The 13,336-nt window shown below is 48.3% G+C and carries 6 protein-coding genes; all 6 read right to left on the bottom strand.

The window, feature by feature from the left end:
* Nucleotides 1–17 precede the first annotated feature (17 nt).
* Nucleotides 18–1,202, bottom strand: a complete 1,185-nt coding sequence (gene tuf, locus J7445_RS11030; RefSeq protein WP_003742643.1) for an elongation factor Tu — start codon at nt 1,200–1,202, stop codon at nt 18–20.
* 88 nt (nt 1,203–1,290) lie between these two features.
* Nucleotides 1,291–3,396, bottom strand: coding sequence for an elongation factor G (fusA, locus tag J7445_RS11025; protein WP_003745199.1), 2,106 nt, complete (start codon nt 3,394–3,396; stop codon nt 1,291–1,293).
* Nucleotides 3,397–3,414: 18 nt separating this feature from the next.
* On the bottom strand, nt 3,415–3,885 hold the full coding sequence (gene rpsG, locus J7445_RS11020; protein ID WP_003745196.1) for a 30S ribosomal protein S7: 471 nt from the start codon (nt 3,883–3,885) through the stop codon (nt 3,415–3,417).
* Nucleotides 3,886–4,002: 117 nt separating this feature from the next.
* A complete protein-coding gene (rpsL, locus tag J7445_RS11015; protein ID WP_002218431.1) occupies nt 4,003–4,374 on the bottom strand; it encodes a 30S ribosomal protein S12 in 372 nt (123 codons plus the stop codon).
* Nucleotides 4,375–4,726: 352 nt separating this feature from the next.
* Nucleotides 4,727–8,902 carry a DNA-directed RNA polymerase subunit beta' gene (rpoC, locus tag J7445_RS11010; protein WP_003760500.1) on the bottom strand — a complete coding sequence of 1,392 codons (4,176 nt, stop codon included), beginning with the start codon at nt 8,900–8,902 and terminating at the stop codon, nt 4,727–4,729.
* Between the two features lie 167 nt (nt 8,903–9,069).
* Nucleotides 9,070–13,248 (bottom strand): DNA-directed RNA polymerase subunit beta, encoded by a 4,179-nt coding sequence (gene rpoB / locus J7445_RS11005; RefSeq protein ID WP_070654428.1) that lies wholly within the window; start codon nt 13,246–13,248, stop codon nt 9,070–9,072.
* Between the last annotated feature and the right edge of the window lie 88 nt (nt 13,249–13,336).

Raw genomic sequence — 13,336 nt, 5'->3', positions numbered from 1 at the left:
TTATCGATATCCTTCAATTAAGCAATGATAGAAGAAACCACACCCGCACCTACGGTACGGCCACCTTCGCGAATCGCAAAGCGCAGACCTTCTTCCATAGCGATCGGTGCAATCAGTTCTACAGTGATGGCTACGTTCTCACCAGGCATAACCATTTCTACACCTTCTTCCAAAGTAACCGCGCCGGTTACGTCGGTAGTACGGAAGTAGAATTGAGGACGGTAGTTAGCGAAGAACGGAGTATGACGACCACCCTCTTCTTTGCTCAATACGTAAACTTCTGCTTTGAATTTAGTGTGAGGAGTGATGGTACCCGGTTTAGCCAATACTTGACCGCGTTCCACTTCTTCACGTTTGGTACCGCGCAGCAATACGCCTACGTTGTCACCTGCTTGACCTTCGTCCAGCAGTTTGCGGAACATTTCAACACCGGTACAAGTGGTTTTTTGGGTTTCTTTCAGACCTACGATTTCGATCTCGTCACCAACGTGGATGACACCGCGCTCTACACGGCCGGTTACTACTGTACCACGACCTGAGATAGAGAATACGTCTTCGATAGGCAACAAGAACGGTTTGTCCACGGCACGCTCAGGAGTCGGGATGTAGCTGTCCAATGCGGCAGCCAGTTCGAAGATTTTTTCTTCGTAAGCGGCGTCGCCTTCCAAGGCTTTCAGTGCAGAACCTTGTACGATCGGGCAGTCGTCACCTGGGAAGTCGTAGCTTGACAGCAAGTCACGGATTTCCATTTCAACCAGCTCCAACAGCTCGGCATCATCAACCATGTCGCATTTGTTCATGAACACGATGATGTAAGGTACGCCTACTTGGCGAGCCAATAGGATGTGTTCGCGGGTTTGCGGCATAGGACCATCAGCAGCGGAACATACCAAGATCGCGCCGTCCATTTGTGCGGCACCAGTAATCATGTTTTTAACGTAGTCGGCGTGACCCGGGCAGTCTACGTGTGCGTAGTGGCGGGTTTCGGTTTCGTATTCTACGTGTGAGGTATTAATGGTAATACCGCGGGCTTTTTCTTCGGGAGCGTTGTCGATTTGGTCGTAAGCTTTTGCAGCACCACCAAATTTTTTAGCCAAAATAGTAGTCAAAGCAGCAGTCAGAGTGGTTTTACCATGGTCAACGTGACCGATGGTGCCAACGTTTACGTGCGGTTTGCTTCGTTCGAATTTTTCCTTAGCCATGAGCTAATTCCTTTACATTAAAGATCGATTAAAGAACAGAGGTCGCCTGAAAAATCATTTCAGCCTTTCAGACGACCTATTTGCCTGATTAGCCTTTACGGGCTTCAGTTACAGCAGCAGCTACGTGGGCAGGAGCTTCAGAATATTTCTTGAACTCCATAGAGTAAGTAGCGCGGCCTTGGGTTGCAGAACGCAGGTCAGTAGAATAACCGAACATTTCTGCCAGAGGTACTTCGGCGCGAACTTTCTTACCGCCGATACCGTCATCATCCATACCCAATACAACGCCACGACGACGGTTCAAGTCGCCCATTACGTCACCCATGTATTCTTCAGGGGTTTCCACCTCAACTGCCATGATTGGTTCCAACAGAGCTGGATTGGCTTTACGCATACCTTCTTTAAAGGCTTGAGAAGCTGCCAATTCGAAGGCCAGTTGTGAAGAGTCGACATCATGCGAAGAACCGAAGATCAAACGTACACGAACGTCAACAACTGGGTAACCGGCAACGATACCGTTAGGCAGGGTGTCACGGATACCTTTATCGACAGAAGGAATGAATTCGCGAGGAATCACACCACCTTTAATTTCGTCGATAAATTCGTAACCTGCACCACCCGGCTCCATAGGTTCCATTTTGATCACAACGTGACCGTATTGACCTTTACCACCGGATTGTTTAGCGTGTTTGTATTCGGCTTCGACTTCTTTGCGGATGGTTTCGCGGTAAGCCACTTGAGGCGCACCGATATTTGCTTCCACGCCGAATTCGCGTTTCATACGGTCAACAATAATTTCCAAGTGCAATTCACCCATACCGGAAATAATGGTTTGACCGGATTCTTCGTCTGTACGAACACGGAAAGAAGGGTCTTCTTTAGCCAGACGGTTCAGGGCAATACCCATTTTCTCTTGGTCAGCTTTGGTTTTCGGCTCAACGGCAATATGGATTACCGGCTCAGGGAATTCCATGCGTTCCAAGATAATCGGCGCGCTTTCTGCGCACAAGGTTTCACCGGTAGTAACATCTTTCAGACCGATAGCAGCGGCGATATCGCCAGCGCGTACTTCTTCAATTTCAGTACGATCCGCAGCAGTCATTTGCACCAAACGACCGATACGTTCACGAGTACCTTTTACAGAGTTCAATACGGTATCACCGGACTTCACGACACCGGAGTAAACGCGAATGAAAGTCAGTTGACCAACGTATTTGTCGTTCAACATTTTGAACGCCAATGCAGAGAATTTCTCTTCATCGCTGGCTTGACGGCTGTCGGCTTCTTCAGTGTTAGGATTAACACCTTGAACCGGAGGAATATCGGTAGGAGCTGGCAGCAATTCTACAACTGCGTCCAACATACGTTGAACACCTTTGTTTTTAAATGCAGAACCGCACAACATCGGCTGAATTTCACCTGCCAAAGTACGTTGACGCAATGCGCCTACGATTTCTTCCTCGGTCAGCTCATCGCCGCCCAAGTATTTGTCCATCAATTCTTCGCTGGCTTCGGCTGCGGCTTCAATCATGTTTTGACGCCATTCTTCGGCAGTTTCAACCAACTCGGCAGGAATGTCGCCATAGGTAAAGGTTGTACCTTTATCGGCTTCATTCCAGATGATAGATTTCATTTTCAGCAGGTCAACAACACCGGTGAAACTGTCTTCTGCGCCTACCGGAATGACGATAGGTACTGGGTTTGCGCGCAAACGGGTTTTCATTTGCTCGACAACGCGGAAGAAGTTGGCACCCTGACGGTCCATTTTGTTTACAAACGCCAAGCGTGGTACTTGGTATTTGTTAGCTTGACGCCATACGGTTTCAGATTGTGGCTGAACACCGCCCACCGCGCAGTAAACCATTACCGCACCGTCCAATACACGCATAGAACGCTCTACCTCTACGGTAAAGTCAACGTGTCCCGGAGTGTCGATGATGTTGAAGCGGTGTTCGGGGAATTGTTTCGCCATACCGGACCAGTAGGAAGTTACGGCAGCAGAGGTAATGGTAATACCACGCTCTTGCTCTTGTTCCATGTAGTCGGTAGTAGCCGCACCGTCATGTACCTCGCCCAATTTGTGGGTCAAACCGGTATAGAACAAAATACGTTCTGTAGTAGTGGTTTTACCCGCGTCGATATGAGCGGAAATACCGATGTTGCGGTACAGGCTGATCGGGGTCTTACGAGCCATTTTATTAGCCTTTCAAAATTAGAAACGGAAGTGAGAGAATGCTTTGTTGGCTTCAGCCATGCGGTGTACTTCTTCACGTTTTTTCAACGCACCGCCGCGACCTTCGGACGCATCAATCAATTCGCCTGCCAAACGCAGGTCCATGGATTTCTCACCACGTTTACGGGCCGCATCGCGAACCCAGCGCATTGCAAGAGCCAGACGGCGTGAAGGACGAACCTCAACAGGAACTTGGTAGTTTGCACCACCTACACGGCGGCTTTTCACTTCCACGATAGGTTTGGCGTTTGCAATGGCTTCGTTGAATACTTCGATTGCTGCTTTGCCGGTTTTTTTCTCGATTTGCTCCAACGCACCGTAAACGATACGTTCGGCAACAGATTTTTTACCGTCAATCATCAATACGTTCATGAATTTAGTCAGCTCGACGCTGCCGAATTTAGGATCAGGCAATACATCGCGCTTGGGGACTTCTCTACGTCTTGGCATTTTAATTTCCTTTAATCTATTCAGTCGGGTCAATTCCCATGAATACCCAAATGAGCATTCACTTACTCGGCCGTTGTTCAGCTTAGGCGGCCGACGTGCCTATTTAAGTCCCTGTAATTATTTAGGACGCTTAGCACCGTATTTAGAACGGGCTTGTTTACGGTCTTTAACACCTGCAGTATCCAAGGAACCGCGTACAGTGTGGTAACGTACACCCGGCAAGTCTTTTACACGACCGCCGCGAATCAGTACGACGCTGTGCTCTTGCAGGTTGTGGCCTTCACCGCCGATGTATGAAATGACTTCAAAACCGTTGGTCAGACGAACTTTACATACTTTACGCAATGCAGAGTTAGGTTTTTTAGGGGTAGTCGTGTATACACGGGTGCATACGCCGCGTTTTTGCGGACAGGCTTCCAGTGCAGGCACTTTGTTTACGTACACGGGCTTTTGACGGCCTTTGCGTACCAATTGGTTGATAGTTGGCATATTTTCTCGTCCTGTTGAGTTAAATACTTGCCGACACCATGTCGGCAAGAGTGGAATTATATTTTTATTGCAAGAGTTTAGTCAAGCAAACGGCGGATAAAAGTTGGTATTTTGTATTTACTAAGAACTATTTAGCAACTGAGGTCGTCTGAAATGGATAAAAATCATCAAACGATACGCACTCTTTGTTCAGACGACCTTTATCAAGCATAAATCGGTTTGCAACTCTATTAGAGCCACCCTTCCTACCGTACTTTTCATAACGACACTGATAATCCACACAGGTCGTCTGAAAAAGAAAACCGCAAGTGATATTGCCTTGCGGTTTTCTTTTAAACAAACATCCTACGGATTATTCATCTGTTGCTTCGATTTCGGAAGCTTCTTGCTCTGCTTCCTGCCATTGCTGGCGGCGGCTGCGGTGGTAGGTCAAACCGGTACCGGCAGGAATCAGACGACCTACGATTACGTTCTCTTTCAGACCGCGCAACTCGTCTTGCTTGCCCATAATGGCGGCTTCGGTCAGAACGCGGGTCGTTTCTTGGAACGATGCGGCAGAAATAAAGCTGTCGGTTGACAAGGAGGCTTTGGTAATACCCAACAATACATTTTCGTAACGTGCCGGTTCTTTGCCTTCTTCCAAAGCTTTTTCATTGGCGGTCATGACATCGCCGCGTTCGACTTGCTCACCGGTAATGAATTCGGTTTCACCTGAATCGACAATATTCACACGGCGCAGCATCTGACGGATGATGACTTCGATGTGTTTATCGGAAATCTTCACGCCTTGAAGACGGTAAACCTCTTGCACCTCTTGAACGATATAACGCGCCAGTGCTTCGATACCTTGCAGACGCAGAATATCATGCGGATCTACCGCTCCGTCTACGATGGTTTCACCGCGGTTTACCACTTGACCGTCGTGCACCAGAATTTGTTTCTCTTTGGAAATCAAAGTCTCGTATGCTACGCCGTCTACATCAGTGATAATCAGACGCTGTTTGCCTTTGGTCTCTTTACCGAATGAAACGGTACCGGTAATTTCTGCCAGCATACCTGCATCTTTCGGCACGCGTGCTTCAAACAGCTCGGCAACGCGCGGCAGACCACCGGTAATATCGCGGGTTTTGGAAGAGGCTTGCGGGATACGCGCCAATACGTCGCCTTTACCGACTTCCTGACCCTCGCGCACGGTAATCACTGCACCCACAGGGAATGCCATAGATACCGGGGTGGAGGTACCTGGAATACAGATTTCCAGACCGTTTTCATCCAACAATTTTACAGTAGGACGAAGCAGTTTGGATGCACTGCCGGAACGGCGCTTGCCGTCGATAACCACCAAGGTAGACAAACCGGTTACATCGTCAGTTTGTTTGGCAACGGTTACACCCTCTTCAACATTTTCGAATTTCACCCAACCTGCGTGTTCGGTAATCATCGGACGGGTATGCGGATCCCAAGTTGCCAACGTTTGACCGGCTTTAATGGCTTCACCATCTTGAACCATCAAGATCGCACCGTAAGGCACTTTGTGGCGTTCGCGTTCACGGCCGATGTCATCATGGATAACTACTTCGCAAGAGCGACCGATGACAACCAATTCGCCTTTATTGTTGGCAACATAACGCATTTGGCTGCTGAATCGTGCCGTACCGTTGGATTTGGCTTCAACTTGGCTGGCTGCTGCCGCACGGGATGCCGCACCACCGATGTGGAACGTACGCATGGTCAACTGGGTACCCGGTTCACCGATAGACTGAGCGGCAATCACGCCAACTGCTTCACCGGCATTAACCAGTTTGCCGCGTGCCAAGTCGCGACCGTAACAGTGCGCACACAAGCCATGGCGGGTTTTACAAGTAATCGGGGTACGGACTTTGACCTCATCCACACCGGATTGATCAATCATATCCACCAGTTTTTCCGTCAACAACGTACCGGCTTCAACCAAGGTCTCGCCACTTGACGGATCGACAACGTCAGACGCGGTAACACGACCCAAAATACGATCGCGCAATGCTTCAATCACATCACCGCCCTGTACGACCGCTTTCATAACAAAGCCGTCTGAAGTACCACAATCGTCTTCAACAACGACCAAGTCTTGAGTTACGTCTACCAGACGACGGGTCAGGTAACCGGAGTTCGCGGTTTTCAATGCGGTATCCGCCAAACCCTTACGCGCACCGTGGGTCGCAATAAAGTATTGCAATACAGTCAGACCTTCGCGGAAGTTTGAGGTAATCGGCGTTTCAATAATCGAGCCGTCTGGTTTTGCCATCAAGCCACGCATACCAGACAACTGTTTAATCTGAGCCGCAGAACCACGGGCACCGGAGTCTGCCATCATATAGATGGAGTTAAATGACTCTTGATCGACTTCGTTGCCATCACGGTCGATAACTTTTTGCTTGGACAAGTTGTCCATCATCGCTTTAGCGATTTTATCGCCGGCACGACCCCAAATATCCACCACTTTGTTGTAGCGTTCACCGTTGGTGACCAAACCTTGACGGTATTGGTCTTCGATTTCTTTAACCTCGGCATTGGCTTCAGCCAACAAGGCTGCTTTTTCTTTCGGAATTTCCATGTCGTCAACAGCAATGGAAATACCGCCTTTGGCTGCGAATCCGAAACCAGTATACATCAAGTGGTCGGCGAAAATAACCGTATCGCGCAAGCCGCACAGGCGGAACGATGCGTTAATCAGTTTGGAAATTTCTTTTTTCTTCAGCGCTTTGTTGATGTACTCGAAAGGCAAGCCTTTAGGCAGGATTTCGCTCAACAATGCACGACCGACAGTCGTTTCGTAACGGGTAACGACTGGCTCGAATTCACCGGCTTCGTTTTTCACCCATTCACGCAGACGTACGGTGATTTTCGTACCCAGCTCAACCTGTTTGGTATGGTATGCACGATGCACTTCTTTCACATCAGCAAACAGGCTACCCTCACCTTTAGCATTGATGCGGTCGCGAGTCATGTAGTACAGGCCCAATACGATGTCTTGGGAAGGTACGATAATCGGTTCACCGTTTGCAGGAGACAATACGTTGTTTGAAGCCAGCATCAAGGTGCGCGCTTCCATTTGCGCTTCCAAGCTCAATGGAACGTGTACCGCCATTTGGTCACCGTCAAAGTCGGCGTTAAACGCGGCACATACCAACGGATGCAACTGAATGGCTTTACCTTCAATCAGGATAGGTTCAAACGCTTGAATACCCAAACGGTGCAGGGTCGGCGCACGGTTCAGCATAATCGGATGTTCGCGGATGACTTCTTCCAAAATGTCCCATACTTCCGGTACTTCTTGCTCTACCAATTTTTTCGCTGCTTTAACGGTAGAAGCCAGACCTTGTTTTTCCAGTTTATGGAAAATGAACGGTTTGAACAGTTCCAAAGCCATTTTTTTCGGCAAACCACATTGGTGCAGACGCAGGTATGGACCTACGGTAATCACGGAACGACCAGAGTAGTCCACACGTTTACCCAGCAGGTTTTGACGGAAACGACCGCCCTTACCTTTAATCATGTCTGCCAACGATTTCAGCGGACGTTTGTTGGCGCCGGTCATGGCTTTACCGCGACGGCCGTTATCCAACAGCGAGTCAACCGCTTCTTGCAACATACGTTTTTCGTTGCGAACAATGATGTCAGGAGCGTGCAGTTCCAGCAGGCGTTTCAGACGGTTGTTACGGTTGATGACGCGACGGTATAAATCGTTCAAATCGGAAGTGGCAAAACGACCGCCATCCAACGGAACCAAAGGACGCAAATCAGGCGGCAATACCGGCAGCACGTCCATAATCATCCACTCCAGTTTCATACCGGAACGGTGGAAGGCTTCCAACACTTTCAAGCGTTTGGCGATTTTTTTGATTTTGGTATCTGAACCGGTCGACTCAAGCTCTTGGCGCAGGATTTCGATTTCGCCTGCTACATCCAAGGTGCGCAACAATTCGCGGATACCTTCCGCACCCATTTTGGCATCGAAATCGTCGCCGTATTCGTCCAGTTTGTTGTAGTAGTCATCTTCAGTCAGCAATTGACGGCGTTGCAGCGGAGTCATGCCGGGGTCGGTCACAACAAATGCTTCAAAGTACAATACGCGTTCAATGTCGCGCAAAGTCATGTCCAGCACCATACCCAAACGAGAAGGCAGGGATTTCAAGAACCAAATGTGTGCCACAGGCGCGGCCAATTCGATATGACCCATGCGTTCGCGGCGCACTTTGGACAAAGTCACTTCCACGCCACATTTTTCACAGGTTACACCTTTAAATTTCAAGCGTTTATATTTTCCGCACAAGCACTCGTAGTCTTTGACCGGACCAAAGATTTTGGCGCAGAACAGACCGTCACGCTCAGGTTTGAACGTACGATAGTTGATGGTTTCAGGCTTTTTAACTTCGCCGTAAGACCATGAACGAATGGTTTCGGGAGAAGCAATGCCGATTTTGATGGCATCAAACTCTTCTTCCATGCCGGCAGTTTGCAACGGATTAAATAAGTTCAACAAATTCATTTTTGCTCCTTGAAGGAAGTATTTTTACCGCGTGGCGGATTTTCGATATTGGAAACGGTACGTTACGGTTTCAGACGACCTGATATTTTCAGATTTCGATTAATTCATTCTTATTCTGCAACCGCTTTTTCAGACGACCTTCAAAGAGGCCGTCTGAAAACTTCTGTTTAGTAACGTTCCAAATCAATATCCAAGCCCAGTGAGCGAATCTCTTTAACCAATACGTTGAAGGACTCAGGCATACCGGCATCAATTTTGTGCTCGCCTTTGACGATGTTCTCGTACATTTTTGTACGGCCTGTTACGTCGTCGGACTTCACGGTCAACATCTCTTGCAGTGTGTAGGCTGCGCCGTATGCTTCCAGCGCCCAAACCTCCATCTCACCGAAACGTTGACCACCGAACTGAGCTTTACCGCCCAGAGGCTGTTGAGTAACCAAACTATACGGACCGGTAGAGCGCGCGTGCATTTTTTCGTCAACCAAGTGGTGCAGTTTCAGATAGTGCATCACACCTACTGTGACCTTGCGGTCAAACGGTTCGCCAGAGCGTCCGTCATACAGCGTAATTTGGGTTTTGCTGTCGTTAAAGCCCAATTTTTCGACTTCAGGATCATCGCTCGGATAAGCCAAATTCAGCATTTCACGGATTTCGGATTCTTTCGCACCGTCAAACACCGGCGATGCGAAAGATGCGCCTTTACGCAGATTGGAAGCCAGTTCGATGATTTCTTCATCAGTCAGGGCATCCAAATCTTCTTTCTTACCGCTGCCGTTGTAGAGTTTGTTCAAGAACTCGCGCAGCTCGCTGGCTTTGCGTTGCTCCTTCAGCATACGGTCGATACGCTCGCCGATACCTTTTGCCGCCCAACCCAAGTGAACTTCCAAAATCTGACCGATGTTCATACGGGAAGGTACGCCCAACGGGTTCAGTACGATGTCCACGGGACGACCGTCCGCCATGTAAGGCATATCTTCCACCGGCAGAATACGCGATACCACACCTTTGTTACCGTGGCGGCCCGCCATTTTGTCACCGGCTTGCAGACGGCGTTTGATGGCGATAAAGACTTTCACCATTTTTTGTACGCCAGGCTGCAATTCGTCGCCTTGGGTCAGTTTTTTCTTCTTGATTTCGTACAATTCGTCCGCTTCTTCGCGTTTTTGTTGCAGACTCAATTTAATCAGTTCTAATTGTTTGGCCAAATCTTCATCAGACAAACGGATATCGAACCAATCGTGTTTGCTGGGCAGACTTGCCAGATATTCTGTCGAAATTTCGCTGCCTTTGGCCAGCTTCATCGGACCGCCGTTGGCTTTTTGACCAACGATCATACGCTCAATACGGTCGAATGCATCGTTATCAAAAATACGCAACTGGTCTCCCAAGTCTTGACGGTAACGTTTCAGCTCGGAATCAATAATGGATTGAGCACGTTTGTCGCGTTGGATACCTTCGCGAGTAAAGACTTGAACGTCGATAACCGTACCGCTCATGCCAGTAGGCATACGCAACGAGGTGTCTTTTACGTCGGATGCTTTTTCGCCAAAGATGGCGCGCAGCAGTTTCTCTTCAGGAGTCAGTTGGGTTTCGCCTTTAGGCGTTACTTTACCTACCAACACATCACCTGCTTCCACTTCCGCACCGATGTAAACGATACCGGATTCATCCAAACGGTTTTGCATACGCTCGGACAAGTTCGGAATATCGCGGGTAATATCTTCCGCACCCAGCTTGGTGTCGCGGGCAACAACATTCAATTCCTCAATGTGAATCGAAGTATAGCGGTCGTCTGCAGCCACTTTTTCGGAAATCAGAATCGAGTCTTCATAGTTATAACCGTTCCACGGCATGAAGGCGATGGTCATGTTTTGACCCAGAGCCAATTCGCCCAAATCGGTGGATGCGCCGTCAGCAATCAAATCGCCGCGTTGCAAAACGTCGCCAGCTTTGACGGCCGGACGTTGGTTGATATTGGTAGATTGGTTGGAACGGGTGAATTTAACCAAGTTGTAAATATCGACACCCACTTCACCGGCAGTCGCTTCATCGTCATGGACACGAATCACAACACGGTTGGCATCAACATACTCAACCACACCGCCGCGGCGGGCAACGATTGCAGTAGCAGAGTCAACAGCAACGGAACGTTCGATACCGGTACCAACCATCGGTTTTTCAGGACGCAGGCACGGTACGGCCTGACGTTGCATGTTGGCACCCATCAATGCACGGTTCGCATCATCGTGTTCCAAGAACGGAATCAGGGATGCCGCTACGGATACCACTTGACCGGTTGCCACGTCCATATATTGCACACGGTCAGGCGTTGCCATAATGGTTTCGCCTTTTTCGCGACAAGTTACCAAGTCGCCAATCAAATTACCGTCTTTGTCCAAATCAGCATTCGCCTGTGCAATCACATAACGGCCTTCTTCAATGGCAGACAAGTAATCGATTTCCTCGGTTACTTTGCCGTCGATAACGCGGCGGTAAGGAGTTTCCAAGAAACCATAATCATTGGTACGCGCATAAACGGACAATGAGTTAATCAAACCGATGTTCGGACCTTCAGGCGTTTCAATCGGACATACGCGGCCATAGTGGGTCGGATGCACGTCTCGCACCTCAAAACCGGCGCGTTCACGGGTCAAACCACCCGGGCCCAACGCAGATACGCGGCGCTTATGGGTTACTTCAGACAAGGGGTTGGTCTGATCCATAAACTGACTCAATTGGCTTGAGCCGAAGAATTCTTTGATGGCAGCAGAAACAGGTTTCGCATTAATCAAATCATGCGGCATTAAGTTTTCTGATTCCGCTTGATTCAGGCGTTCTTTTACAGCACGTTCCACGCGAGCCAAACCACTGCGGAATTGGTTTTCAGTCAACTCACCTACCGAACGCACACGACGGTTGCCCAAGTGGTCAATATCGTCCACTTCGCCATGACCGTTACGCAATTCAACCAAAGTAGCAATTGAGGCAACAATATCTTCGACGCTCAGAACATAACCGCCTTTTTCGGCAGCGCCTGCGAAAGTTTCATTCAACAAACGGCCATACCAAGACTGTTGTTGTGCTTCAGACAATTTTTGTTCATAAGTACGCGTATTGAATTTCATACGACCTACGCGAGACAAATCGTAGCTATCTTCACTGAAGAACAAGCGGTTAAACAATTGCTCTACTGCCTCTTCGGTAGGGGGTTCGCCTGGGCGCATCATACGATAAATCGCAACACGTGCTGCTTGCTGATCAGCAGTCTCATCAGTGCGCAGAGTATTGGAAATATAACCGCCCTGATCCAATTCATTAATGTAAAGCGTAGTAAGCTGTTTTACACCATGAATATCAAATTTTGCCAACAACTCTTCAGTGATTTCATCATTGGCAACAGCCAATACTTCACCTGTTTCCGGGTCAATCAAATCGGCAGCCAACGCTTTGCCTAACAGGCTTTCGGGCTCCACATCCAAACGAGTCAATCCCGCATTGCTAATATCACGGATATTTTTTGCGGTAATACGTTTACCTTTAGCAACCAAGACGTTGCCTTCTTTATCCAGGATATCAACTTTGGCAGTTTCACCTTTCAGACGACCTACAACCAAATCGGTTTGAACACCATTTTCAGACAGATAGAACGTTTCTTTATCGTAGAAAATATCCAAGATCTGCTCATTGTTGTAGCCCAAGGCCTTCAACAAAATCGTAACCGGCATTTTGCGGCGACGGTCGATACGGAAATACAGCAAATCTTTCGGGTCAAATTCGAAATCCAACCACGAACCACGGTAAGGAATAATTCGAGCGGAGAACAACAATTTACCGGAGGAATGGGTTTTACCACGGTCATGCTCAAAGAACACACCGGGAGAACGGTGCAACTGAGAAACAATTACACGTTCGGTACCGTTAATGACAAACGAACCGCTTGGAGTCATCAATGGGATTTCGCCCATGTACACTTCATTTTCACGAACTTCTTTGACTGTCGGTTTAGACGCTTCCTTGTCTAAAATCACCAATCGGATACGCGCACGCAGAGGAGCGGCATAAGTGATTCCACGCAATTGACATTCAGGAATATCAAACAAAGGCTCACCCAACGTGTAATGCACAAACTCCAGACGCGCATAACCGTTGTGGCTTACGATAGGGAAAATAGAATTAAATGCAGCCTGCAGACCATCGTCAGTGCGCTGATCAAAAGCATTTTCTAATTGCAGAAATTTCGCATAAGAATCAATTTGTGTTGCCAACAAAAAGGGAACGTCCAATACGTTCTCTCGTTTTGCAAAACTCTTACGGATACGTTTTTTCTCGGTAAACGAATAGTTCATATACACTCCGAAAAGCAATTTTAAAGAAAGAGGTCGTCTGAAATAACGCCTATTGTTTGTGTTATTTACATTTATTTAAACTTAACTT

This window comes from Neisseria sicca (assembly GCF_017753665.1).
Taxonomy (GTDB): Bacteria; Pseudomonadota; Gammaproteobacteria; order Burkholderiales; family Neisseriaceae; genus Neisseria; species Neisseria flava.
The sequence above is the reverse complement of the archived record's forward strand: the minus strand, read 5'-3'. Positions and strand labels throughout refer to the sequence as shown.

Coding starts and splice junctions, on each gene's coding strand:
- rpsL (WP_002218431.1), bottom strand. CDS start 4,374: ATGCCAACTATCAACCAATTGGTACGCAAAGGCCGTCAAAAGCCCGTG.
- tuf (WP_003742643.1), bottom strand. CDS start 1,202: ATGGCTAAGGAAAAATTCGAACGAAGCAAACCGCACGTAAACGTTGGC.
- fusA (WP_003745199.1), bottom strand. CDS start 3,396: ATGGCTCGTAAGACCCCGATCAGCCTGTACCGCAACATCGGTATTTCC.
- rpsG (WP_003745196.1), bottom strand. CDS start 3,885: ATGCCAAGACGTAGAGAAGTCCCCAAGCGCGATGTATTGCCTGATCCT.
- rpoB (WP_070654428.1), bottom strand. CDS start 13,248: ATGAACTATTCGTTTACCGAGAAAAAACGTATCCGTAAGAGTTTTGCA.
- rpoC (WP_003760500.1), bottom strand. CDS start 8,902: ATGAATTTGTTGAACTTATTTAATCCGTTGCAAACTGCCGGCATGGAA.